This is a genomic window from Ferruginibacter profundus, assembly GCF_054783275.1.
Map to the genome: position 1 here is coordinate 143,368 of NZ_BAAGQW010000003.1, position 23,626 is coordinate 166,993.

The window sequence follows — 23,626 nt, forward strand, 5'->3', positions numbered from 1 at the left end:
TCTATTTTACAAACCGCTGGTTCCATACCACTTCATCTTCAATAATAATTCTTACATCATAAATGCCACTGCCCAGGTTATCTACCGGTATCCTGATAATGGTATTCAATGAAGCACTTCTTACCCGGGTAATTATTCTGCCATTTACATTACTGATAAAGACATTTACCACACCGTTAATTTTTTGTGCGCCTTTGTATTGTAACGTCAGCAGGTCTCTTACAGGTACCGGGTACATTACCCAACTGTTTTCTGAAGTGCCGGTAATAACCATTACACTGGCAGAATATTCCGTCTGCCCTTTTTCAGTGATACATTTAAGACGGTAATAATTTTCACCCGCAGCTATTTTGGTATCTGCAAAAAAGTAGGTTTTAGCAGGATTAAAATTAACGGTTTCCTGCCGGGCAATATCTGCCCAGTCGCTATTGTTGGCACTCCGCTGTATAATAAAGGATTTTATACCGGGATTTTTTTGCTGCCACCTGATATTAACGGCTTTCTTTTTGGAATCATATACTACCGAAATTCCGGGTGCTATTGCTATAGCGGGCAAATTAAAGCAGGCCACCGCAAAGCAGGTGAGGATAAGAGGTTTGATCATGGCTTGAATAAGTTATACCTGCTAACGCAAAAATGTTCCAAACAATCTTAGCAAATCGTTAAAAGATTTTACTGTTGGTTTAAAAAACATGACAACAGTCAATAACAGCAATGCTCTAATCAATTACCTTTGCGGCGAAAATAATTTCCTTAAACATAAAAATGATCGTATGAAAGTAACTGTAGTAGGTGCCGGAGCCGTGGGAGCCACCTGTGCCGATAATATTGCCCGTAAAGAATTGTGTAACGAATTGGTATTGCTGGATATTAAAGAAGGCGTTGCCGAAGGTAAAGCACAGGATATGATGCAAACCGCTACCCTTTTGGGTTTTGATACCAAAATTGTTGGCAGCACTAACGATTATACCAAAACTGCCGGCAGCGATGTGGTAGTGATCACCAGTGGCTTGCCCCGCAAACCCGGTATGACCAGGGAAGAATTGATTGGTGTAAATGCAAGCATTGTAAAGGGTGTTTGCGAAAACATTTTAAAACATTCACCTGATGCTATAATTATTGTTATCAGCAACCCGATGGATACCATGACCTACCTGGCATTAAAATCTACCGGTTTACCAAAGAACAGGATCATTGGAATGGGCGGCACTTTAGACAGCAGCCGTTTTAAATACCAGCTGAGCCAGCACTTAGGTTGCAGCCCTGCTGATTTAAATGCTGTAGTTGTGGGCGGACATGGCGATACTACCATGATTCCATTGATCAGCAAAGCCACCTGGAACAGTGCCCCCGTTACCGACTTTTTAACTGCCGAACAACAAGAGAAAATTGTAAAAGATACAATGGTAGGCGGAGCTACTTTAACTGCCCTTATCGGCACTTCTGCATGGTATGCACCAGGTGCTGCCGGAGCTGCTTTAGTGGAAAGCATTATTCGTGATGAGAAAAAATTATTTACCTGCTGTGTTGCTTTAGATGGAGAATATGGCCAAAATGATATTTGCCTGGGCGTACCGGTAACTATTGGTAAAAACGGATGGGAAAAGATCATTGATTTTAAACTGAATGATGCTGAAAAAGCAGCTTTTGAAAAAAGCGCCGCTGCAGTAAGAAGCATGAACGACGTATTGGCAACTTTATAAGCCTGTTTACCTGGCTAAAATAGAAAAACTGCTAAAATATTTTAGCAGTTTTTTTTATTATATATCCTTACCTTTATAAGCCCCGTAATGCCTTAACAACCCTTATGCAAAAAAATGTACCATTTACTTTGAAGTATTGCTGCTGTATTTGCCTCTTATTTTTTACCTGGATATACAGTACCGCACAAACCACAGTTACCGAAAAAAAGGTTATTGCCCCGGGCGCTGCTATAGCAGGCAAACCATTATTATATTCCCCGGCAGGTTCAAATGATTTGTTTGATACCAGGATACGCTACATCGAAAACATCGGGCAATACGGCACTGTTTTATCGTCCTGTGAATATATGGGCAATATATTATACGGCTACGAAGGCCTGAATATGCCGGTTTTGTTTACCCAAAAAGGAGTGCTGTACTTACAACGGAAATTAAAAAAACTTTCCAACAGGGACATAGAAAAACTGGAGCGTAAAGGCATGAGTGAAGCAGAGATAAAAGAAAAAGTAATTCCCATTGACAGAACCATCACCATGGAATGGGTTAACGCAAACCCTGCCCCCCTTGTAATTGCTGAAGATTTATCAGGAGGCTACCATACTTACGGTATGTTGCCGGGCAAGGCTCGGGCTTTTAAAAAAATAATTTATAAAGACATTTACCCGGGTATTGATGCAGAATATTCTTTTTCGTCTGCCAGTAAACAAGGTTATGAATATAGTTTATTGGTAAAACCTGGTGCCGATATCAGTGTAATAAAAATGAAATACAGGGGAGATGTAAGTAAATTGAAAACAGATGCAGGTGGTAATCTTATCATCAGTTCTGATATTGATGGTATTATTCAGTCTGTACCGGTTTGTTTTTATGCAGATGATAAAAATGAAAGAATCAATATTGCTTTTGAAGTAACCAATAAAGAAGTTGGTTTTAAAACAGATGGTACGTACAATAACAATAAAGCAATTATTATTGATCCGTTTGTTACAAGCACCAGCAGTTTAACCGGCCAATATGCCTCAGCTGCAAAAGATATCGATTTCGATTACCAGGGTAATGTATATGTATCAGGGGGTGGCGATGCTTCTGTACAAAAGATGGCAAAGTTTAATGCTGCCGGTGTATTACAATGGACATTTACGGGTGCATTAACCCTACCGGTCTGGAATTTTGGTGGTTCAGAAGGTGGCTGGGTAGTAGAAAAAACCAGTGGTAGCATTTACCTCGGGCAAGGTTTGGCAGGCTCTGGCTTTAAAGTGATCAGGTTAACCACAGCAGGCGTATATGATAATTATATTACCAATGCCAATTTAAATTTTGGCGAAAACTGGAAGATGTTGTGGAACTGCAATGGCGGCACCCCTAAAATGTTGATTGCTGGCGGCGGTGGTTCTGCCAATAACGAACTGGCAATTCTTTCCCCTCCGCTGGTTGATCCATCTACTTCAAATATTTCCGGCTTATCCGGGGGGCATAATGATATTTCTGATATTATTATTGACCCCGTAAGCAATGACATGTATACTATATTTTCAATTTCGGTACTTACACCCAATGGCGACAGTAAAATATATAAACATACACCGCCATATGCCCCTGCTAATATCGCCTGGACAAGCCTATCAGGATGTTTAACAATAAAAGAACCGTATAACAGGCCGTATTTTGGAGGTGGCCTGGATAATTCCACCAATTGCCTGGCACTTAATGCAGATTATTTATTTTACTGGGATGGCAAAACGCTTAAAGCCTTCAACAAAAAAACAGGTGTTGAAACAGGTACTGCTGTTGTACTACCCTCCACAGCGCTGATGCAGGGCGGTATCTTTGCAGATGAATGTAATAACGTATTCATTGGCTACACTAATGGTACAATCAAGGTATACAAATTCAATGGTGTTGGTTTTGATGATGCAGCTGCAGCAGATATAAATATTGCCGGTTTTAGCACCAATTCAGTGTATGATATTGCGTATGACCATGGAAAAAATCTTATTTATGCCTGTGGTGCAGGTTTTGTTACCGCCATCGATGTATCCCAGTATTGCGCATTGCCCGTGTACACGGTAACGGTAGCCACCAATCTCAGCACCATGTCTGCCACGGCATCTTTATCACCTGCTCCTTCTGCCGGTTCTACAGTCACTTATGCATTGTATGATGGCACTACGTTCATCAGCAGTAATAGTACCGGTGTATTTGCAGGCTTAACTTTAAATGTTACCTATACCATAAAAGTAGTTATTAACGAAGCCTGCGGTGGTACACAGGCTATTAAGGACTTTAAACTTGCAGGACTTCCACCCAATACCAAAACAAGTATTTATGTGCCTAATGCTTTTACCCCTAATGGAGATATCGATAATGATATCCTGAAAGCGATTGTTACCGGTGTGCAGGAATTTCATTACTTCAGTGTTTACAACCGTTACGGAGAATTGGTATTTTCAACTAAAGACCCCGCTACCGGATGGGATGGAACCTATAAAGGCAAGGAGCAAAATGCGGGTACTTTTGTATGGATGCTGGAAGTAATAGATGCTACAGGAAATATCATACGTCAAAAAGGAACCACTATTTTGATCAGGTAATAAAATGATCAGCCTTCTGCATATTTATTTTACCGGGTGCCAATGGCACCCGGTATTTTTTTAACTCACTCCATTCACCACCATCTCTTTATTTATTTTTTGTACCAACCCCTGTAATACTTTACCCGGACCAACTTCGGTAAAATGAGTAGCGCCATCTGCAACCATTGCCTGTACACTTTGAGTCCACCTAACGGCACCGGTTAACTGAGCAATTAAATTGTGTTTTATAGCTGCAGGTTCGGTAACTGCTTTTGCAATAACATTCTGGTAAACCGGGCAAGATGGAACATTAAATAGCGTGGCATTTATAGCATCTGCCAGCTCTTCCCTGGCAGGGATCATTAACGGGCTGTGAAATGCGCCCCCAACAGGTAATAGTAAGGCACGTTTTGCACCGGCAGCTTTCATTAATTCGCAAGCCATTTCCACGCCCTTGATACTGCCGCTTATTACCAATTGCCCGGGGCAATTATAGTTTGCCGGTACCACCACCTCTTCAGTTTCAACATGCACTTTGCCACAAATTTCTTCTACTTTATCATCAGCCAAAGCCAATACTGCAGCCATGGTAGAGGGGTTAAGTTCGCAGGCTTTTTGCATGGCCTTCGCCCTTATTGAAACTAATTTTAAGGCGTCTACAAAGCTCAATGTGTTGTTGGCTACCAATGCCGAAAATTCTCCCAATGAATGGCCCGCTACCATGTCGGGCCTTGCATCAGCTAATGTTTTATAAGCAATTACCGAATGTAAAAAAACTGCAGGTTGAGTTACATTGGTTTGTTTCAGGTCTTCATCGCTTCCGCTGAACATAATATCTGATATCCTGAAACCTAAAATTTCATTGGCCTGTTCAAATAATTCTTTGGCTAATGAATTACTCTCGTACAAGTTTTTTCCCATTCCTGAAAACTGTGATCCCTGGCCGGGAAATACATAAGCATGTGCCATCGTGGTGAATTTATTGGTTAATAAGTTTACTTGTTAATTAGTTGATTGGCTTAGACCTTTTTAAAATCCAATTCAGTTTTATAAATCAAAGATATAAATATCAGGCTTCAAAAATGTAGGCATAAAAAAAGTTTATTTGAAGTTAAGCACCTTAACCACAAATAAACCAATAAACCAATTAACCGGTTAACTCAATGCAGCCTCGAACTGATCAGTTTCACAAATTCACTTCTCGTTTCATTCTTTTCAAACTCACCCCAGAAAGCAGAAGTAGTAGTTACAGAATTTTGTTTCTGCACACCTCTCATCATCATACATAAATGCGATGCTTCAATTACTACTGCAACACCCAATGGGTTCAATGTTTCTTTGATAGCATTTAATATCTGGTGTGTTAATCTTTCCTGCACCTGCAACCTGCGGCTGTATACATCCACCACCCTTGCAATTTTGCTAAGGCCGGTAATATATCCGTTGGGTATATAGGCAACATGTGCTTTGCCGTAAAAAGGCAACATGTGATGTTCACACATACTATACAATTCAATGTCTTTTACAATGATCATTTCACTTACTTCTTCGTGAAATTTGGCAGAGTTTAAAATGGCATTGGCATCCATCTGGTAACCCTGTGTAAGAAACTGCATAGCTTTTGCCACACGTTCCGGTGTTTTAAGCAAACCTTCTCTTGCCGGGTCTTCTCCTAAAAGTTCAATACTTTCCCTGTAGGTTTTAATAAGGCCTTCGGTTGTTTTTTCGTCGTACTTCTCCCCTTTTGAATATGCCATTAGTAACTGTTTAAAATGATTTTATTGTTTAGTTTGCCGGGTATTCCACAAAATTTCTTTCGGTTTCATATAAGCGTACCTGGAGATCAAATGCGGCATCAATCTTTTCCCGTAAAATATTGTAGATGACCACTGCAATGTTTTCTGCTGTGGGATTCAGGTTTTTAAATGCCTCGGTGTCCTCATTTAAATTTTTATGATCAAACGTATCTATCACATTTTCCTTAATGATATCACTTAGCAATTTAAGGTCGTATACATAACCAGTGGCTACATCGGGCACACCGGTAAGTTTTACAATCAATTCATAATTATGCCCGTGGTAATGGGGATTATTACATTTACCAAATACCTTTTTATTGGTTGCGTCATCCCACAAAGGATTATTCAACCGGTGCGCTGCATTAAAATGTTCCTTACGGTAAACGGCTACTTTTTTATTCATACAATTGTATAACACACATCAACCAATTTTGTTGCAGGAAATCATCAACAAGCGTACTGAAAAATTGTGTGGAATAATTCAATACTTTTTTTGCTGAAGGTTATAACAGAAGTCTGCTGTTCAAACACATCAACTAATGAAAGTCAATTACAAATAAAGTTAGGAATTGTTTGAGTAACGTGAAACTTAATTTCCCGATTGCGTAAAATCTTTAAGGGTTGTTAACGCTTAAAAAACTTGCCTGGTAAAAAGAAAATACCTGGATTGCCAAACCTTTATCTACCCTTAATTGCCGTAATATTCCACAAAAATGCGTGGGGTTTCGTATAATTTAAGGCAATGCAACTGAACCGTTGGCGGCAGGTGTGGTGTAAGCTGGTTCCAGATACCAATAACCAGGTTTTCGATAGAGCAAAGTTTGCCGGCCATAAAATCAACATCCATATTCAGGTTTTTATGGTCGAGTTTTTCAATTACATGCTCATTTACAATTATACTCAACTTTTTTACATCATATACAAAGCCTGTATCGGGGTTGGGATCTCCCTTTATAGTAACATACAGCTCAAAATTGTGCCCGTGCCAGTTTTCGTTAGCGCATTTGCCAAATACCTCCTCATTCTTCTCTTTACTCCATTTGGGGTTAAAAAGCTTGTGCGCTGCGTTAAAATGCTCTATACGGGTGATGTAAACCATTGGCTATTTTCAAAAATTTCGGCAAAGGTAACCCCTAAATCCTGAAATATGAAGTGTAAATACGAATTTTGCGGTATGCAAATTTTACTGATAGCGGCAACGCCAAATGAAATTGAGCTTTTTATCAACCAGTATTCCAATGTTGATATCCTCATTACAGGCGTGGGAACGCCTGCCACCATGTATCATTTGCAAAAAAAATTGCAACAGCGGGGGTACGATTTTGTAATACAGGCAGGTATTGCAGGCGCCTTTTCAAACGAACTGGCCCTGGGTGAGACTGTATTAGTTAAACAGGATACTTTTGGTGATATTGGTGCCGAAGAAAAAAGAATATTTACACCTTTTACCAGCTCCGGATTAATTGACGGCCACCAGTTTCCATTTGCAAACGGCTGGCTGATCAATGCCACCATATTACCCAAAAATATAAAACTGAAATCGGTAAAGGCTGTAACCATAAATAAAGTGAGTGATAGTTTTTTACAAAAAATTCAACTGGCTGATGCATTTGACCCACAGGTGGAAACTATGGAAGGTGCCGCATTGCATTATGTTTGCCTGCAGGAAAAAATATCTTTTATACAAATCCGTGCCATCAGTAATTATGTTGGTGAAAGAGATAAATCAAAATGGAAAATAAAAGAAGCCTTTGAAAGTTTAAATACAGAATTAACTAAACTGGTAAGGCAATTAAAAGATTAGTACAGCTATCACCTGGTAGCTCAATAAAATAATTAACAGATGAAATTTACACTTGGTTTTTCACCATGCCCTAATGATACTTTTATTTTTGATGCATTGGTAAATAACAAAATTGATACCGAAGGCCTGGTATTTGAAACGGTATTGGAAGACGTACAAACCCTTAACCAATGGGCTATTGAAGGCAAACTGGATATTACCAAACTCAGTTATGGTGTGTTGCCGCTGGCATTAGGCAATTATGCTGTACTAAACAGTGGCAGTGCATTGGGTAACGGTGTGGGGCCATTGCTGATTTGCCGCCCCCCCAAAGGTGAGCCACAGGCAGCATACCTGAAAGATAAAAGCGAAGTAGACAATGCAGTGATTGCAATACCCGGGGAGAACACAACGGCGCATTTACTTTTCTCACTTGCTTATCCCAACGCTAAGCATAAAATATTTCTCCGGTATGATGAGATTGAAAATTTTGTTTTAGCCGATAAAGGACTGGGGGTTATTATTCACGAAAATCGTTTTACCTATGCTGATAAAGGCTTGCATAAAATAATTGACCTGGGTGATTACTGGGAAAAAGAAACCGGTAATCCTATTCCCCTCGGTGGCATTGTGATAAAAAGAAATATTGATAGTGCGGTACAGCAAAAAATTGACCGGCTGATAAAAAAGAGTATTGAATTTGCATTCGCCAGCTATCCTCAACTCAATGATTATATCCGCAGGCATTCGCAGGAAATGAGTGAAGAAGTGATGCGGAAGCATATCGACCTTTATGTAAATAAATTTTCTATCGGCCTGGAACAAGAAGGCAGAAATGCGATCATAAAATTACTGGAAATATACCGGCAGCTTCATCCCGGTACGATTATTAATACAGAAGCTATTTTTTTACAATAAGGTTTATTACATTAGCACATGAAAAAAAATCACCTGCTGATTGTTTTACTGCTGTTCAGCAGTAATTTATTTGCTGATTTTTCTGATACTACTGTAAAGGGTGTAGCTATAGTTTTCAGTTATGCCCCGGAAATATTTCCCGATACCTGGAGAACAGCTGAAATAAATGCAATCGGCAGGGCAATTTTACCGGCAGAGATTGAGCGTACCAAAGAAGTGGCCATTAAAGCGCTCCGTAAATATCCAACTCCTTTACTGGCGGCCAATTTAAAAGCTATATATTTTCTTAAAGACATGGAGTTTTTCAAAACGCCTTTTGGTGGCACCAACTCTTCCGACAATCTTTACATTACCAGCGATGGTATTAGTAATGGTTATACCAACGACTATATTGAACAAACCATTCACCACGAATTTTCCAGCATTTTATTCCGCAATCATCCCGGATATTTAGATACTGCCGCATGGAATAAAGCCAATGAACCAGGCTTTCTTTATAACGATGCTGCAGGTGGCGTTGGTGCTATACAAAATAACCAGTCATCGCAGGATGTGGATACTATGCTTTGCAAAAAAGGTATATTGACACAGTATGCTTTATCGGCCATGGAAAATGACCTGAATACACTGGCACAAAATCTCTTTCGCCCTAATGTTGGTTTCTGGAAAGCAGTAGATAAATATCCGAGATTGAAAACCAAGGTGATGTTACTCATCAGCTTTTATGCAAAATTCAATCCTGCATACAGGGAAAGTTATTTCAGAAAATTTGATACTTATGGCGATGGCCTGATGTAAGGATGTTGTGAGGCGTGACAGGAGAATCGTCAATAATTCACGCCTGGCGGTTCACCTCTCACGCTACACGTCCTATTCTTTTTTCAATGCTTCGGCATACACTGCCAGGCAGCGTTTCCTGGCTTCTTCATGATTCACTATTGGTTTAGGATAACTGAACTCCTGGAATTCGGGCACCCATTTTTTTATGTATACTAATTGCGGATCAAATTTTTGTGTTTGGAGGTAAGGATTAAACACCCTGAAATAAGGTGCAGCATCACAACCACTGCCTGCGGCCCATTGCCAGCCCCCGTTATTGGCAGCCAGGTCAAAGTCCAATAATTTTTGTGCAAAATAAGCTTCACCCAATCTCCAGTCGAGCAATAAATGTTTGGTGAGGAACGAAGCCACTATCATGCGTACACGATTATGCATAAAGCCGGTAGCATTTAATTCTCTCATACCGGCATCAACAATGGGGTACCCGGTTTGTCCTTTACACCAGCGTTCAAACTCTCCGCTGTCTTTTCTCCACTCAATAGTATCATATTGTGCTTTAAAGGCTTTGCCTTTACCCACATGAGGAAAATGCCAGAGTATCATGTGATAAAAATCACGCCATATTAATTCATTCAGGTAAGTTTCTGAAAGGTCTTTGGTTCTTGCAGCAAGGGCTCTTATACTTATAGTACCAAAGCGTAAATGCACACCTAATTTTGAAGTGCCTTTTATGGCAGGAAAATTTCTTTGTTCCTGGTATTTTTTTACCAGCTCTTTATCTAAATCCTTTGCAGGAAAAGGAACATCAACAATAGTAAAACCAATATCTTTTAAAGCAGGTATTGCTGCCGGCAGTTGTTTGTAAAAATTAGCAAAATATTTTTGCGTGGGATACGGCTTTAAGTGAAACTCATTTAGAACTGCTTTCCATTTTCTGCTGTATGGGGTAAATACGGTATAAGGGGTGCCATCATCTTTAAGCACTTCATTTTTTTCTAACAATACCTGGTCTTTATAGGTATGTAAAGAAGCACCATTACTTTTCAGCAATTCTGCCATTGCTTTTTCTCTTTCCAAAGCATAGGGCTCGTAATCATGATTGGTAAAAACTTTTTCAATTGTATATTTAGCCAGCAAGGTTTTGTATACTGCTAAAGGTGTACCGTGGTATACTTCCAGCGAAGATCCCATCTGTATTAATTGCTCCTGTAACTCCTGTAAGGCGGCATGAATAAATTCAACTCTTCTGTCCGACTTATCTTCCAGCGCATCTAAAATATTGGTATCAAAAATAAAAACAGGTACAACCGGCTGGCTACTTTTTAATGCATGATAAAGCCCTGCATTGTCCTGCAGGCGCAGGTCACGGCGAAACCAGAATATATTTACTGTTGGCGTCATCTAATACTAACAAATAAGTTATAAAATGGTTGGCGACAGCGAAGCGTAAATTTTTTGAGTAATAGCGTTGCCGAAATTTTTATCTGCCAAACTTTTTACCCAACGCATATTGTAAATGGAATTGGTAAAAAAAACTTCATCTGCATCTATTAATTCCGCTATAGTTATCTCCTTTTCTTTACAGGAAAAACCGGTAGCAGGAACCTGGTCAATAATATATTTTCTGAACACACCTGCTACACAAGCTTCGCTTAATGCCGGCGTATATACCACTTCATCTTTAATAATAAAAATATTGGCAATTGTGGTATCACATACTCTCCCGAAACTATTAATCACTACAGCATCATTCCATTTTTGCTTTTTAGCTTCCAGCGCCGCCATTACATACGGCAGGTAATTATTGGTTTTTAAATTACTGAGTATATCACAGCTTTTTTTTACTGCTGTATAAATACCTGTATCCAAACCATTGCTGTTGAGTTCGCCGTTGCTTTCAGGCAATGCCCATGTTTCTATTATATAATTGGGTGAGTGATCGGCAACATCATATAAGCCACCGTCGCCTCTTAAAACAGTGACCCTTACCCGGGCAGCTTTTTCATGCCCGTTCTTTGCTGCCAGTTGCAAAATTGCTGCAGCTAATTTTTCCGGGTCAAAATGTTTGGGTATGGCAAACTGCAATACCGTCATACCTTTCCACAAACGGGCAAAATGTTCATTATCTAAAATGAGCTGTCCGTTTTTCATTTTCATGGTTTCAAATAAACCATCACCATACCTCAGGCCGCGGTTAGCCGCACCTGCTATTGGTGTATTATCTTTATACATCTTTCCATTGTAACTGATCCATGCCATAACGCAAATATACCTTAAACCCCGTCAGTGGTTGAAAAGCCGGCCGGCAGTTGCTGATTTGAAGCAGGGTTACCAACCTTAGTAAAAGTAAAATCCCGCCATTGCTGGCGGGATTTACCTCTTCATTACAGTTTTAGAGACTTAGTTCAAGTATTGAATTTTACATTTCTTCATCCAGTATCTTATGCTTTACGGCATACATAATAAGGCCGGCTGTACTTTTTGCACCCGTTTTTACTTTCAGCTTATCCCTGATAGCTTCCACCGTACGGGGACTCAGATCAACAATATCTGCAATTTCTTTAGTACTTTTTTCTTCGCACATCAGTTTTAAGATAAGGGTTTCCTTATCGTTCAGCTGTGCTTCCTGCTGCATTAATTTTTGGGGGGTTACAAAATTCCTTTGCTTCAGGTTGGTAAGTAAGGCCTTGTTGGTAAGAGAATTGAAATAATATTCCTGTTCGTAACAGGTCTTTATGGCTTCATAAATAATTTCGCTGTCGCTGGTTTTGGTCAGGTAACTGTTAGCACCCAGCTCCATCAGTTTGGTGATCATACTGTGATCATCCATCATCGTCAGCATTATTATTTTAATGTTGGGATAGAGTTTTTTCACTTCTGGTAACGTAGTTATACCATCCATCACCGGCATCTGGATATCCAGCAATATTACATCTGTCGCTACGTTTTTAAGCATGTTCAGCAGGTGCATGCCATTGTCGGCTTCAGCTATTACTTTAATGTCTTTCTTAGCACTCAAAGCGGTTTTAACACCTGCACGGTACAGCACATGGTCATCTGCAATAATTACTCTTATCGGTTCTTCACTATCGTTTTTGGGGATCATAATATTACTTGTCTTGGTTTGGATTAGTAGATTTGCTATCTATTAACGCCGAACTGCAAGTTCAAATTATAATGAAACATAAGAAAGCGTGTAATTACCCTATGTTTAGGATGGGAATTTTACGATGTAGTGTGGGGGAATGAACGTTTTAGGGACAAATTATTAAAACCGCACCTATATATTAAGAAATAATAAGTTAGCTTTTGAGGGAATAATTAAAGGAAAATTGATAGATAGGTAGCGAATAATCAATTTCAGTTTTTTTTACATATTTGTAATATACAGCCTTCAGATTTACCAAATTATTTATTTCAACTCCAAAGCCAACAGAATAACCATGATAAAAACCATTGGTATTAGTGCCTGGTAGAAAATCTTTTACTTGAGCTGGATTTGAATAACATCCGATATATCGGAATGCCACCCAAAATACGCCCACGTTTTTTGCATTACTTCGTTCCCATGCACCTGTTTGAAAATACAGCCCTGCTGTAGCAAAACTGTTTAAAAAATTAGTCGGCTTACCGGTTTGTGGATTAGAAACAAGCCCTGTCCTATACCCTGTTAAAACCCTTTCGCCAATATGATAAAGAAAACCTGTTTTAGTAATATTTCGTGTTTTTTTAAAATAGCTAACGCCGTCAATTGAAATACTGATCAGACCACTTAACGGATTAATGTATTGATTTACCAAATGATCATTACTTCTTTGCCCCCTGTATTACTTTGATTTTGAAAATTATTGTTGGATACTCCGCCATACAAAGAAAGTGGAATGGCAAATTTATGTGGTTCGCCAATGTACAAACGGATAAAACGAGCTGATGCATTTATCTGACCATTATTAACAATATCAATAAAACCGGAAGTGAAGATTTCAGGCTTGGAGGGATTCAGCGAATCTTTTATTTTGGATTGAGCCAAAATAGTATTGCTTATTAAATAGGTCAATATCCAGGTTAACCAAAATTTCAAAGTGGTACGGTTGAAAATTATATGACTGGAAAGCTATTTCCGGCGAAGTTCACTTAAGGATACAAAATTAATAATGGCAACAGTTAAAAAATTGGCAACAGCTATTAGTGGTCAATCGCTTTTTTTACTGCTATATATAAAATCCCAAGTAGAGTAATATTAATGACTATGTAACTAGTCAAAAAAAAATACTTTTTTAACTAATGCCGGGGATAAAATAAAGATTAACATGGTGCTTATATAATACACAATTGCAAAAATCAAAATCCTTTTCCTCGTTTCATTTATTTTTTATAAAAAGATAAGCCACAATTAAAGTTGCAACTAAACCTGTAATTACCGAAATTACCATTCCTCTGTTACTCATTGCCAATTTCTTTTTTTTGATAAAAAGAAAAAATACAGATAAAAGAGAAATACCCGATAATCCTGCATATAGGAGTAACTTATTATTTTCGGTTATACCTAATTGCGATTTACTAATAGCGATACTTACAATTATACAGATAAAAGGAATTGCCTTGAGAGAATTTAACTTTATTGAATTCATAACTATAGTTTTTTAATTTTATAAATTATAGATTTAGCCAGTAATTAATTACCTGCCTAATTATTGTTCAGTAATAATACCGGCTAAATCTATTTTTGATTTTACAAGTGGTTCTAAATCTATTATTGTTGAGAAGCCGAACAATCTTGAGCTGCATCATTACATCTACCACTTTCAGCTGCCTGATAAACTAATGCAGCACTATGACATATAATTCCAAGTATGATTGTTAAATCTGCAGTTGCACACCCCGCATGCATTAGAATAGACTGTGCGCTGACACTAGCAATACACCTAAGTCGTCTTGCTTCACATTCATTACCTCCTCCCAAAGGTACAATATTTGCTACTGGCATAGAGGATGAAGCAGATTGAATTATATTACTTTTCTCATCATTACTGATGTTTGAAAAATCGTATTTTGTATTTAGAACTTTTTGTTCTTTGATTCTGCCTATTTATGAATGCAAAGAAATCTTCTTTGGTAGAATATCCAAAATCTTAATAGATTTCATTCAGGTCTTTTTCAGATATAGTATTAGCTACCGCTATCGACTTAATTTTATCCATATTCTTACTTTTAATATTTAAGTCTGTATAAAAATCAGTCAGGTAATTCACAAAAACTGTATCAGTTAATATTGGTGTATTCTTTATTGAAACTGGGAAATCTGTCGGGCTTGACTGTGCAAAATTTTTTAGACTAAAAGCTGATACAATAAGCAACAGGATAATCTTATTTTAAATTAATTACTTATTCATTTTAAATTAAATTTTATAGAGTACGTTGAAGAAGCTCTCACTTCATCCACAGTTCAACGCTGTATCTTCCCTTGTAAATTTTTAATAGTAGTGGTCAGAAATAATTCTGCTACTTTAAATTTTATGATGGCGGCTTGACCCTTACTGTTACATGTAACTGTTGCATAAAATAGAGTACGGATTAGTTTAATTGGGTACGGATTAACTTGATGCTTTAAAGATGAAACATGCACAGTTTAAATAAATGTGAAAAACAACAGAAAAAAATGGGATTTTTCGGAAAGCTTTTTGAATAAATAAAAGTAGTATTGCATAGAAAATCTATAATTTGAAACTGCACAGCTTTATTGTACTATTTGGCTCTATTGTTATTACTATCACTTTTATTGTGGCACTTGTCTTTTTAAAAAAAGATAAACCTGTTTATTACAAATACATTTTGTGGTTTATCACCTTTGGTCTGTTGGTTTCAGCTGGTACTTTTTTATTTCATTATTATAAAGTCTATGGTTTTGAAACAGCTTTTTTAATAACTGAACTATTTACTTTATTGCAATTTGTGATGTTGGGATTATTTTACATTGAGGTGTTGAAGAGGTCGACATGGCTTAAAAAAATAAAGCTGCTATTTTGTTTATCTATAATAATTGCTATTATCTTAGTTATATTGCACATAACACTATCTATTCTTATCGATGCCAAAATTGTAGCGAATTTATTCCTAATCATTTTTTCTGTTTTTTACTTTAGAGATTTATTACATAGTAACCCCACATTAATTCTTATAAAATCTTCATCTTTTTGGATTGTATTGGGTGTATTTTTCGCAAGCTGCATCAATTTCCCTATTTATTCGTTACTTCCATTTATAAAAGAAAACAAGGACTATAAAAATCTTGGATTTCAGATTTTTGCTATTTCTAATACAGCTCTAATTGTTATGTATCTTTTTATTATCAAAAGTTATTTATGTTTAAAGCACCAGCAGATTTTATAATTGTTTTTATAATTATTTCGGTTTTACTGATGCTTGGGCTTACTGTATTTATTACAAGCATAATCTACCGCTATCAGCAAAAGCAAAATGCCTATTTTAAAGATATTGAAGCATTAAAAGCATCGCATGAAAATGCGCTACTGCAATCGCAATTAGAAATACAGGAACAAACTTTTCAAAATATATCAAGAGAAATACATGATAGCATCGGACAAAAACTAACCCTAGCCAAATTACATCTGAACACACTTAACCATGGCGATGGAGAAAAAACAAGGATGCAGATTGATGATTCGGTAAATATGATCAGTGAAGCCATTAACGATCTTTCTGATATCAGCCGCAGTATGAGCAGCGAAATTATTTTAAATAACGGCCTTATTAAGGCTCTTGAATTTGAAGCCTCCCAGTTAAAAAAATCCGGCCAATACAATATCAACCTTTCCACTACAGGCAATACCGTTTTTTTAAATACTAATACTGAACTGGTATTATTCAGAATTGTTCAGGAAAGCATCAACAATATCATCAAACATGCAGACGCTTCTGCAATAGATATACACCTGCACTATGAAGCAGCATCGCTTATACTTGAAATAAATGATAATGGCAAGGGTTTTAAACTAGCCGAAAAACAGGCAGGCACAGGGTTACAAAATATAAAAAAACGAGCGGTATTGTTAAAAGGTTCTGCCAATATCAGCAGTATTGTAAATGAAGGAACACAAATTAAAATAGAAATCCCATTAAATGAAAACGATACAAGCTTATAAACTTATACTGGCAGACGACCATATTTTATTAAGAGATGCTCTTGCCAATCTTATCAATAATTTTGATGAATTTACTGTGGTGGCCACAGCAGGAAATGGCCTGGAGGTTACTGAATTAATAGCCAATGGCTACGATCCTGACATCGTGCTGATGGACCTGAATATGCCAAAAATGGATGGCTATGAAACTGCAAAATGGCTATCGCAACAGCACCCGCAAATAAAAATAGTTATCCTTACCATGTACGACAGCGAAATAGCGCTGATACGTTTGCTTCAGGCTGGTGTTTCAGGCTTTCTTAAAAAAGATATTCATCCGACAGAATTAAAAAATGCTCTCGTTTGTATTGCCGCAGGTGAATATTATTATTCTAACCACACCACCAATAAAATAGCATCGCTTTTTCGAAAGCAGGCATCACTGGAAAAAGCATTGCTGAATGAAAGAGAAATTGAATTTTTAAAATTGGCCAGTACCGATATGACGTATAAGGAAATTGCCCTGACGATGAATATGACCCCAAGGCATATTGATACTTACCGTGACGCACTGTTTACAAAACTGGATGTAAAAAGCCGTGTTGGGCTGGCAATTTATGCAGTAAAGAATGGAATAATTACTTTTTAATTGGCCTGCGGCAGGCAGGTTTCGCCAAATTCGCAGAAACTACAATAGTTATTGTAGTTGGTATGGTAAACTACCAGCTACTCAATCAACTTATTCCTCATCCCATACATAATTAACCCGCCAATGGTTTTAGCATCCACCTTGGTTTTCATATTCTGGCGAATGGTTTCAATAGTACGTGGACTGAGAAAAATTATTTTAGAGATCTCTTCGGTGGTTTTATCCTCAGCAAGCAGTTTCAGTATCTTCAATTCTTTCTCGTTAAAATTTACCGGGGTATTGGTGCCGTAGTGCTGGCGTACATTTTTTTTCTGCATCAGTTTACCCATCACTGCTTTATTCACCAGGTCGTTAAAATAAAAGTCATCGTTCATGCAGGTGAGTATGGCTTCGTAAATTTCTTCTGGGTCGGTGGTTTTGGTAAGATAGGCGTTGGCACCCATTTCCATCATTTTGCTGATCATCTGCTGGTCATCATACATAGTCAGCACTATTATCTTGATGTCCTCATACTCTTTGCGTATCAGTTGTATGCCATTTATGCCATCAATTTCCGGCATCCTGATGTCCATTAATAAAACCTCGGGTTTTTTAATAGCAATCTTGTGCATCATATCCTTGCCGTCTTCGGCCTCCCAAAGCATTTTAAGGTTGGTTTTTCCTGAAAGGGCCATCTTAATGCCATCCCTGAAAATTTTGTGGTCGTCAGCAATAGCAATCTTGATCAAGTGGTCGTTACTCATAGTCTAAGAAAAGGGGTTAGTATAAATCCGTTTAAAGTTACGATTTTCCATTAACAGTTAGGCTACAATACTGTACACCGCTGTAGTAAAAACTTTTCCACATTCTGTTGGTTATCACCTCGTTTTTAGCAATTATACGTAGTAATGGTACGCTATTTGTATATCGTTAATCTACGGTACCCCTTTGCACTATTACTTGATATAAAGTAAATCCTGTAAACCCAAAAACGAGCACTAATGCTCTTGTTCACCCCTGCACACCGCCCTATTTTTGTTGCAGTTGATTAACATTGGCACACGAAAAGATTTTATCCAATTATCCAAAAAACTAAAGCTTTAAGTAGCCTGATATCCAAGAAGAACCTGTTTGTGCTTGTGTTGCCGGTGTTAATCAACTAATTCATAGCCCGTTTTACGTCCAATACCTCTGAACCAAATGTTTTTATGTTTACAATTGCTACCCCAGGGTAACATTATTGTAAACAGGTTTTATCAGTTTCTACCCCGCCCCGGAAAACTACTCCGGGCCTGGAACCACAGGCCCGGACAATTACTTACTTGAAATAGTAAAATTGCCTGGGTAAAGCTACGTTTTATTCCATAGTAATTTTACTATTTTATTTTCGTACATTTACCCCATCTTTTACCGTCTTTTTACTTGGTGCAAGTACGCAAATCCTTTACCACAGGGGGTTTCATTACTTTTCCACATATTAACATTTCTGCGGAGCAGTTGCCCACGGAAGGGTTTTGGAGCAAGTTTGCATTAAGAAACTGATTATAAACCACAAAAAAAACCTTTTTACCATGAACGAACCTTGGATTGATGCAATTGTAAGTGCAGCTTAATTAATTAGCAGAATAAGAGTTTTGTTTATAGACAACTCTTTATTACATTTGTTAGAATTAATTGATTCCACATCGACCTAATTCTTAACATATCTTACTTATCTAATTTTCTACCTTTAGTTTTTTTGGCTTTGTTTTATAAAAACAATAAGTCGAATGTACTAAAGGTATTTTGTATTTACATTATTTGCTATGCATTAACAATAGGCCTCCAAATTCTTATAAAGAGTTACTCTTTGAATAAAGAACTTTATTTTATAGTGATAAGGTTCCATCTTGCCCTTGAATTTTGCATTTTACTCTACTTTTTTCAAAATAACTTTAAAAATAAGTTAGCCAGAAAAGCTTTTCTAGTCATAGCCCCCATATTCCTCGTATATTCCATATATGACTACTTTGTAAGTCCCAAACTTAAATTTGGTGCCAACCAGGCAATTGTAGAAAGTTTCTTCATGTTAATTATTTTAATTTATTTTTTTTATGAAAAGATAAAATATGAGGTACAAATTCCGTTATATGAATCAAAACCATTTTGGATTGCAGTGGCCTTGTTTATTTTCTTTTCAGGAAATTTCTTTTTACTGATCTATTCCAAAACAATGATCAATGATTTGAATTTCAGAGCGCAATATGTATTTATTTATAGTTCGTTTAATATTTTTAAGAATTTGCTGCTATGTGTAGCGTTATTTATTAAGGAAACCAATATTCCCCTTACCCCAAATAATAACCCATTTGATATGCTTGATGAAAACCCATATCCTTTTAACAAACAAAACTAATTATTAACCGGCAATGTATTTTTTACAAACAGGAGGTGTTTCCGCTGCTTTATTCCTTGGTACGCTAGGCATGATAATACTTGCCATAGGTATTGTTGTGTTTGTAGTGATACACCAGCGAAAAGTAATCCGGTTTAATAACCAGCTTAAAAAATTAGAAGAGGAAAAACAACAGATACTATTAAACGCTTCCATACGTTTCCAGGAAGAAGAACGTAACCGCATAGCCGCCGACCTGCATGATGATGCCGGTCCGTTATTGGCCACTGCCCGTCTTTACCTTAACGAGAACCTGGTAAACCAGGAAAAAGCCCAGCAATTACAAAGTATTTACAGTGCCAAGCAGATTATTGATGATGCTATTTTGCTTATCCGCAATATCAGCCATAGCCTGATGCCGCCCACACTTAAAAATTTCGGTTTGGAAAGTGCGGTAAACGACCTGTTTCAAAAAATAAGCGGCAGCGGCAGTATTAATGCCAGCGCAAGGTTTCATGATTACCGTGTAAGGTTAAAAGTGGAGCAGGAATTGTTGGTATTTCGTATTGTGCAGGAACTGGTGAACAATGTATTTAAGCATAGCAATGCCGGTTTTATACACCTTACCCAAAACAACAGCGGCAGCAATATGTATTTTCGCCTGCACCACGATGGTACCGGTATTGTACAGGCCGATTTTGAAAAACTGAACCAGAGTGCCCTGGGCCTGGGTTTAAAAAATATTGCCAGCCGTATTAAAGTACTTAAGGGAAGGATATATTTTGAGATAGACCCCAGCCACACCTACTACAAGGTTACCATTGAAGTGCCGATGGAAGCGTTGATTTAGCATACCGCATACGTAAACACCAGTATTAAATCTGTGTGAACTTTCTCCTCATTTTTAAAGTTTCAAAGGGCAGTAAACCGGGTATTACAAATTCATCATTCGATATTTTTTTAATTAATGATTGTTTTCCGTAATTTTATCGCACCGCCTTACTTATGGATGAAATTAAAGTTGCAATAGCAGACGATCACAAAATATTCCGTAAAGGAGTCATTCTTTCCATGCGTGCCTACACCAACATTAAATTTGTTATGGAGGCCGAAAACGGGGAAGAACTTTTATCAAAGATTCCTGAATCGCAGCCGGATGTAATTTTATGCGATTTAAAAATGCCCGTAAAAGATGGTATTGATACCACCAAGATGATCACCAAAAATTTTCCGGGTATACGTGTGATCATACTTACCATGTACGAAGATGAAAGATTTGTAGGCCACCTGATGGATTGCGGTGCTGCAGGGTATCTTTTAAAAAGTACCGAGCCATCCGAAATACGGAAAGCTGTGATGGATGTAATGCGTACCGGTTTTTACCTGAATCCTTTTGTAAATAAGGTACTCATCAAAAAAAATTATTCCAAACAAAAATTCAATCCCAATCTCACTACCGAAGTGGTTTTAAGCGAAAGGGAAAAAGAAGTACTCACTTTGGTTTGTATGGAATTTACAGCAGCAGAGATTGCATCTAAAATGGATATCAGTTCCAGAACAGTGGAAGCTATTAAAGACAGGCTGATGGAACGCTTTGGGGTAAAGAACTCTGTGGGACTGGTGTTTTATGCGATGAAGAACTCACTTATAGATTGAGAATAGTGGCAAGAGGAATAGCTGCAAGGGAGCACCTAATAATAACAGCAAACTCTTTTTAAATACTGTTTAACCAGCAAATTTGCCCCCTTGAAGCTTGCTTAAAATAAGCCAAACAACTTACTGTCAATACTTGTGATGATCTGTCCCAGGTGTTCTTCGTTTTCTGCAAATTTATTTTTATCTGCATCAATGATCAATAAGGGACCTTCTTTATAATTATCAATAAAATTATTGTAAAACTCGTTTAGTTTTTTTAAGTAGTCCAGCCTTATATTTTCTTCGTATTCTCTTCCTCTTTTTTGAATTTGTGCCACTAACGTTGGTACCGATGCTTTTAAATAGATCAGCAGGTCCGGTGGCTGCACCATGCTTTTAAGTGTTTCAAAAAACTTATAGTAATTATCAAAATCACGTTTGCCCATCAGGCCCATGTCGTGCAGGTTGGGTGCAAAAATATTGGCATCTTCATAAATCGTTCTGTCCTGTATCACCGTTTCTGTACCGCGGTGTATTTCCAGCAATTGATTAAGACGGCTGTTCAGGAAAAATATCTGCAGGTTAAAACTCCACCTGGGCATATCTTCATAAAAATCGTTCAGGTAAGGATTATGATCCACATCTTCAAACTGGGGAATCCATTTGTAATGTTTGCTCAACATTTCTGTAAGCGTGGTTTTGCCGGCACCTATATTTCCGGCCACAGCAATATGCTTTGGTTTTTTCATTTTAGCCATAATTCAATTGTCGATTTGCGATTGCCGGTTGCATACTCATTCACAAGCGGAACATCTAAAGTAAACAAATTCTGAAATCTAAAATCTAAAATCAGAAATATTTTAATCCCATGGCTTCCCTTACCAGTGCCATGGTTTCCCCAGCGCTTTTATTGGCCTTTTCTGCGCCTTGTTCCATTACCTGTTTCAAATAGTTTTTATCGGGCAAAATGGTATTGATCCTTTCCCTTATCGGGGCTATAAATTTCACCATATCTTCTCCCAGTTGCTTTTTTAAATCGCCGTAGCGAATGGTGCAGTTATTGTAATCAGCTTCAAATTTTGCAATCACATCCTCAGCCGATACCAGTTTCATCAGCCCGAAAATATTTTCTATGTAATCGGGTTTTACCGAATTCATTTCTGCAGGGCCGCCATCAGTTTTAGCTTTCATCACTTTCTTCCTTATCATGTCATCTTCATCTGCCAGGTACAGTGTAGCCATCTGGTTTTCACTTTTGCTCATTTTACCACCGCCATCCAGGCTGGGCACTTTTACCAATTCTGCATTATAGTTGTATGCAACAGGCTCAGGAAACACTTCTCCGTAGCGGTGATTAAAGCGGTTGGCAAAATTGCGGGCCATTTCCAGGTGTTGCTCCTGGTCTTTACCCACCGGTACATATCGGGCACGGTGTAAAATAATATCAGCAGCCTGTAAAACCGGGTAGGTTAATAAACCGGCATTTACATTTTCGGGATGCTGGCGCACTTTATCCTTAAATGTAACCGTCTTTTCCAGTTCCCCTTTATAGGCCAGCATATTCAGGTATAGATACAGTTCTGCCGTTTCATGCACATGACTCTGGCAAAAAAAAGCCGCCTTGCCGGGGTCTAATCCGCAGGCAATATTTTCCGCCAATACCCTTTCTACATTGCCTCTCAGCTCTTTGGTATCAGGATGTGTGGTGAGTGAATGCCAGTCGGCCACCATAAAATAGCATTCAAAATCTTCCTGCATTTTAATATAATTACGGATTGCCCCAAAGTAATTACCCAAATGCAAAAAACCGGTGGGCCTGATGCCACTCATTACTATCTGCCTGCCGGTAGGCATGGTTTCTTTATGCTTTGCCATAGTGGGCGAAGATAAAAAAAGGAATTGGCAATATGGAATCAGAGAGGGGTAAATATGCTGCCACTTAAATAAATTCAAAACAGGCAAACCTAAAACTGGAGTATATTTGTAACATGGAAGTAAATGATGCAATGGTAGATAAACTGGCTAACCTGGCAAGGTTACAGTTTAACGACGCTGAAAAAGAAAGTATTAAAAACGACCTGCAGCGCATGATAAAGTTTGTAGAAAAACTGAACGAAGTAGACACTACAGGAGTAGAACCCTTGTTGCATATGAGTGAGCAGGTAAATGTGCTGAGAGCAGATGAAGTACAAGGCAGTGTAAGCCGTGCAGAAGGTTTACGTAATGCCCCCTTACATGATGAACAATTTTTTAAAGTACCGAAAGTGATAAAGAAATAGTTTAGGAGTTTA

The 23,626-nt window shown here is 37.9% G+C and carries 25 protein-coding genes; 12 read left to right on the forward strand and 13 right to left on the reverse strand.

Annotated features, from left to right (window positions below; genetic code table 11):
- Position 1 precedes the first annotated feature (1 nt).
- Positions 2 to 604 (reverse strand): T9SS type A sorting domain-containing protein, encoded by a 603-nt coding sequence (locus ACYVM0_RS20430; protein ID WP_460560149.1) that lies wholly within the window; start codon positions 602 to 604, stop codon positions 2 to 4.
- A 169-nt stretch (positions 605 to 773) separates the two neighbouring features.
- Between ACYVM0_RS20430 and mdh the strand changes: the two genes are divergently transcribed.
- Complete coding sequence (mdh, locus tag ACYVM0_RS20435; protein ID WP_460560151.1) at positions 774 to 1,703, forward strand: malate dehydrogenase; 930 nt, start codon at positions 774 to 776, stop codon at positions 1,701 to 1,703.
- 104 nt (positions 1,704 to 1,807) lie between these two features.
- Positions 1,808 to 4,294, forward strand: a complete 2,487-nt coding sequence (locus ACYVM0_RS20440) for a DUF7948 domain-containing protein (protein WP_460560153.1) — start codon at positions 1,808 to 1,810, stop codon at positions 4,292 to 4,294.
- 60 nt (positions 4,295 to 4,354) lie between these two features.
- On the opposite strand, the gene fabD is transcribed toward ACYVM0_RS20440, so the two are convergent.
- The 4 genes from fabD to ACYVM0_RS20460 form a co-directional block, all read right to left on the reverse strand.
- A complete protein-coding gene (gene fabD / locus ACYVM0_RS20445) occupies positions 4,355 to 5,245 on the reverse strand; it encodes an ACP S-malonyltransferase (protein WP_460560155.1) in 891 nt (296 codons plus the stop codon).
- 191 nt (positions 5,246 to 5,436) lie between these two features.
- Positions 5,437 to 6,033, reverse strand: coding sequence for a GTP cyclohydrolase I (gene folE, locus ACYVM0_RS20450; protein ID WP_460560157.1), 597 nt, complete (start codon positions 6,031 to 6,033; stop codon positions 5,437 to 5,439).
- Positions 6,034 to 6,061: 28 nt separating this feature from the next.
- Complete coding sequence (locus ACYVM0_RS20455) at positions 6,062 to 6,478, reverse strand: 6-pyruvoyl trahydropterin synthase family protein (RefSeq protein ID WP_460560159.1); 417 nt, start codon at positions 6,476 to 6,478, stop codon at positions 6,062 to 6,064.
- Between the two features lie 285 nt (positions 6,479 to 6,763).
- Positions 6,764 to 7,174 carry a 6-pyruvoyl trahydropterin synthase family protein gene (locus ACYVM0_RS20460; protein WP_460560161.1) on the reverse strand — a complete coding sequence of 137 codons (411 nt, stop codon included), beginning with the start codon at positions 7,172 to 7,174 and terminating at the stop codon, positions 6,764 to 6,766.
- Between the two features lie 48 nt (positions 7,175 to 7,222).
- Here ACYVM0_RS20460 and mqnB point away from each other — a divergent pair, with 48 nt between their 5' ends.
- The 3 genes from mqnB to ACYVM0_RS20475 are packed head-to-tail and all read left to right on the forward strand — an operon-like array spanning position 7,223 to position 9,574.
- Complete coding sequence (mqnB, locus tag ACYVM0_RS20465) at positions 7,223 to 7,879, forward strand: nucleoside phosphorylase-I family protein (protein WP_460560163.1); 657 nt, start codon at positions 7,223 to 7,225, stop codon at positions 7,877 to 7,879.
- A gap of 39 nt (positions 7,880 to 7,918) precedes the next feature.
- Positions 7,919 to 8,776 (forward strand): 1,4-dihydroxy-6-naphthoate synthase, encoded by an 858-nt coding sequence (locus ACYVM0_RS20470; RefSeq protein ID WP_460560165.1) that lies wholly within the window; start codon positions 7,919 to 7,921, stop codon positions 8,774 to 8,776.
- Positions 8,777 to 8,794: 18 nt separating this feature from the next.
- Entirely contained in the window at positions 8,795 to 9,574 is a 780-nt protein-coding gene (locus tag ACYVM0_RS20475) for a hypothetical protein (protein WP_460560167.1), read from the forward strand.
- Positions 9,575 to 9,646: 72 nt separating this feature from the next.
- Here ACYVM0_RS20475 and ACYVM0_RS20480 read toward each other — a convergent pair whose 3' ends face one another.
- From ACYVM0_RS20480 to ACYVM0_RS20500, 5 genes are all read right to left on the reverse strand, one after another.
- Positions 9,647 to 10,957 carry a cryptochrome/photolyase family protein gene (locus ACYVM0_RS20480; RefSeq protein WP_460560169.1) on the reverse strand — a complete coding sequence of 437 codons (1,311 nt, stop codon included), beginning with the start codon at positions 10,955 to 10,957 and terminating at the stop codon, positions 9,647 to 9,649.
- An 18-nt stretch (positions 10,958 to 10,975) separates the two neighbouring features.
- Positions 10,976 to 11,815: an aminotransferase class IV gene (locus ACYVM0_RS20485; RefSeq protein WP_460560171.1), complete on the reverse strand. Its 840-nt coding sequence runs from the start codon at positions 11,813 to 11,815 to the stop codon at positions 10,976 to 10,978.
- Positions 11,816 to 11,975: 160 nt separating this feature from the next.
- A complete protein-coding gene (locus ACYVM0_RS20490) occupies positions 11,976 to 12,662 on the reverse strand; it encodes a response regulator transcription factor (protein WP_460560173.1) in 687 nt (228 codons plus the stop codon).
- Positions 12,663 to 13,349: 687 nt separating this feature from the next.
- Positions 13,350 to 13,637, reverse strand: a complete 288-nt coding sequence (locus ACYVM0_RS20495; protein WP_460560175.1) for a hypothetical protein — start codon at positions 13,635 to 13,637, stop codon at positions 13,350 to 13,352.
- A 280-nt stretch (positions 13,638 to 13,917) separates the two neighbouring features.
- Positions 13,918 to 14,187, reverse strand: coding sequence for an LPXTG cell wall anchor domain-containing protein (locus ACYVM0_RS20500; RefSeq protein WP_460560177.1), 270 nt, complete (start codon positions 14,185 to 14,187; stop codon positions 13,918 to 13,920).
- 1,090 nt (positions 14,188 to 15,277) lie between these two features.
- On the opposite strand from ACYVM0_RS20500, the gene ACYVM0_RS20505 reads away from it, so the two are divergent.
- The 3 genes from ACYVM0_RS20505 to ACYVM0_RS20515 are packed head-to-tail and all read left to right on the forward strand — an operon-like array spanning position 15,278 to position 17,347.
- Positions 15,278 to 15,946 (forward strand): hypothetical protein, encoded by a 669-nt coding sequence (locus ACYVM0_RS20505; RefSeq protein WP_460560179.1) that lies wholly within the window; start codon positions 15,278 to 15,280, stop codon positions 15,944 to 15,946.
- On the forward strand, positions 15,919 to 16,719 hold the full coding sequence (locus ACYVM0_RS20510; protein WP_460560181.1) for a sensor histidine kinase: 801 nt from the start codon (positions 15,919 to 15,921) through the stop codon (positions 16,717 to 16,719). Before ACYVM0_RS20505 ends, ACYVM0_RS20510 begins: the two co-directional genes overlap by 28 nt.
- Positions 16,697 to 17,347: a response regulator transcription factor gene (locus ACYVM0_RS20515; protein ID WP_460560183.1), complete on the forward strand. Its 651-nt coding sequence runs from the start codon at positions 16,697 to 16,699 to the stop codon at positions 17,345 to 17,347. The genes ACYVM0_RS20510 and ACYVM0_RS20515 overlap by 23 nt, the downstream gene beginning before the upstream one ends.
- A gap of 77 nt (positions 17,348 to 17,424) precedes the next feature.
- Here ACYVM0_RS20515 and ACYVM0_RS20520 read toward each other — a convergent pair whose 3' ends face one another.
- Positions 17,425 to 18,090 carry a response regulator gene (locus ACYVM0_RS20520; RefSeq protein ID WP_430987425.1) on the reverse strand — a complete coding sequence of 222 codons (666 nt, stop codon included), beginning with the start codon at positions 18,088 to 18,090 and terminating at the stop codon, positions 17,425 to 17,427.
- Between the two features lie 1,085 nt (positions 18,091 to 19,175).
- Between ACYVM0_RS20520 and ACYVM0_RS20525 the strand changes: the two genes are divergently transcribed.
- The 3 genes from ACYVM0_RS20525 (at position 19,176) to ACYVM0_RS20535 (ending at position 21,356) form a co-directional block, all read left to right on the forward strand.
- Positions 19,176 to 19,721, forward strand: a complete 546-nt coding sequence (locus ACYVM0_RS20525; RefSeq protein WP_460560185.1) for a hypothetical protein — start codon at positions 19,176 to 19,178, stop codon at positions 19,719 to 19,721.
- 13 nt (positions 19,722 to 19,734) lie between these two features.
- Entirely contained in the window at positions 19,735 to 20,550 is an 816-nt protein-coding gene (locus tag ACYVM0_RS20530; protein WP_460560187.1) for a sensor histidine kinase, read from the forward strand.
- A 155-nt stretch (positions 20,551 to 20,705) separates the two neighbouring features.
- Positions 20,706 to 21,356: a response regulator gene (locus ACYVM0_RS20535; protein ID WP_430987428.1), complete on the forward strand. Its 651-nt coding sequence runs from the start codon at positions 20,706 to 20,708 to the stop codon at positions 21,354 to 21,356.
- Positions 21,357 to 21,457: 101 nt separating this feature from the next.
- Here the strand turns inward: ACYVM0_RS20535 and ACYVM0_RS20540 are convergent, their stop codons facing one another.
- Both ACYVM0_RS20540 and trpS read right to left on the reverse strand, forming a co-directional pair.
- Complete coding sequence (locus tag ACYVM0_RS20540) at positions 21,458 to 22,084, reverse strand: deoxynucleoside kinase (RefSeq protein ID WP_460560193.1); 627 nt, start codon at positions 22,082 to 22,084, stop codon at positions 21,458 to 21,460.
- 100 nt (positions 22,085 to 22,184) lie between these two features.
- Positions 22,185 to 23,210: a tryptophan--tRNA ligase gene (trpS, locus tag ACYVM0_RS20545; protein ID WP_460560195.1), complete on the reverse strand. Its 1,026-nt coding sequence runs from the start codon at positions 23,208 to 23,210 to the stop codon at positions 22,185 to 22,187.
- 113 nt (positions 23,211 to 23,323) lie between these two features.
- On the opposite strand from trpS, the gene gatC reads away from it, so the two are divergent.
- Positions 23,324 to 23,614 (forward strand): Asp-tRNA(Asn)/Glu-tRNA(Gln) amidotransferase subunit GatC, encoded by a 291-nt coding sequence (gene gatC, locus ACYVM0_RS20550; RefSeq protein ID WP_460560197.1) that lies wholly within the window; start codon positions 23,324 to 23,326, stop codon positions 23,612 to 23,614.
- Positions 23,615 to 23,626: the final 12 nt, after the last annotated feature.

What these genes read in the sequence shown, in the direction of transcription:
- mqnB (WP_460560163.1), top strand. Translation starts at nt 7,223, where the DNA reads ATGAAGTGTAAATACGAATTTTGCGGTATGCAAATTTTACTGATAGCG.
- fabD (WP_460560155.1), bottom strand. Translation starts at nt 5,245, where the DNA reads ATGGCACATGCTTATGTATTTCCCGGCCAGGGATCACAGTTTTCAGGA.
- ACYVM0_RS20510 (WP_460560181.1), top strand. Translation starts at nt 15,919, where the DNA reads ATGTTTAAAGCACCAGCAGATTTTATAATTGTTTTTATAATTATTTCG.
- trpS (WP_460560195.1), bottom strand. Translation starts at nt 23,210, where the DNA reads ATGGCAAAGCATAAAGAAACCATGCCTACCGGCAGGCAGATAGTAATG.
- ACYVM0_RS20520 (WP_430987425.1), bottom strand. Translation starts at nt 18,090, where the DNA reads ATGAGTAACGACCACTTGATCAAGATTGCTATTGCTGACGACCACAAA.
- ACYVM0_RS20515 (WP_460560183.1), top strand. Translation starts at nt 16,697, where the DNA reads ATGAAAACGATACAAGCTTATAAACTTATACTGGCAGACGACCATATT.
- mdh (WP_460560151.1), top strand. Translation starts at nt 774, where the DNA reads ATGAAAGTAACTGTAGTAGGTGCCGGAGCCGTGGGAGCCACCTGTGCC.
- ACYVM0_RS20535 (WP_430987428.1), top strand. Translation starts at nt 20,706, where the DNA reads ATGGATGAAATTAAAGTTGCAATAGCAGACGATCACAAAATATTCCGT.
- ACYVM0_RS20485 (WP_460560171.1), bottom strand. Translation starts at nt 11,815, where the DNA reads ATGGCATGGATCAGTTACAATGGAAAGATGTATAAAGATAATACACCA.
- ACYVM0_RS20470 (WP_460560165.1), top strand. Translation starts at nt 7,919, where the DNA reads ATGAAATTTACACTTGGTTTTTCACCATGCCCTAATGATACTTTTATT.
- ACYVM0_RS20500 (WP_460560177.1), bottom strand. Translation starts at nt 14,187, where the DNA reads ATGAATTCAATAAAGTTAAATTCTCTCAAGGCAATTCCTTTTATCTGT.
- gatC (WP_460560197.1), top strand. Translation starts at nt 23,324, where the DNA reads ATGGAAGTAAATGATGCAATGGTAGATAAACTGGCTAACCTGGCAAGG.
- ACYVM0_RS20440 (WP_460560153.1), top strand. Translation starts at nt 1,808, where the DNA reads ATGCAAAAAAATGTACCATTTACTTTGAAGTATTGCTGCTGTATTTGC.
- ACYVM0_RS20475 (WP_460560167.1), top strand. Translation starts at nt 8,795, where the DNA reads ATGAAAAAAAATCACCTGCTGATTGTTTTACTGCTGTTCAGCAGTAAT.
- ACYVM0_RS20455 (WP_460560159.1), bottom strand. Translation starts at nt 6,478, where the DNA reads ATGAATAAAAAAGTAGCCGTTTACCGTAAGGAACATTTTAATGCAGCG.
- ACYVM0_RS20480 (WP_460560169.1), bottom strand. Translation starts at nt 10,957, where the DNA reads ATGACGCCAACAGTAAATATATTCTGGTTTCGCCGTGACCTGCGCCTG.
- ACYVM0_RS20460 (WP_460560161.1), bottom strand. Translation starts at nt 7,174, where the DNA reads ATGGTTTACATCACCCGTATAGAGCATTTTAACGCAGCGCACAAGCTT.
- folE (WP_460560157.1), bottom strand. Translation starts at nt 6,033, where the DNA reads ATGGCATATTCAAAAGGGGAGAAGTACGACGAAAAAACAACCGAAGGC.
- ACYVM0_RS20540 (WP_460560193.1), bottom strand. Translation starts at nt 22,084, where the DNA reads ATGAAAAAACCAAAGCATATTGCTGTGGCCGGAAATATAGGTGCCGGC.
- ACYVM0_RS20430 (WP_460560149.1), bottom strand. Translation starts at nt 604, where the DNA reads ATGATCAAACCTCTTATCCTCACCTGCTTTGCGGTGGCCTGCTTTAAT.
- ACYVM0_RS20490 (WP_460560173.1), bottom strand. Translation starts at nt 12,662, where the DNA reads ATGATCCCCAAAAACGATAGTGAAGAACCGATAAGAGTAATTATTGCA.
- ACYVM0_RS20530 (WP_460560187.1), top strand. Translation starts at nt 19,735, where the DNA reads ATGTATTTTTTACAAACAGGAGGTGTTTCCGCTGCTTTATTCCTTGGT.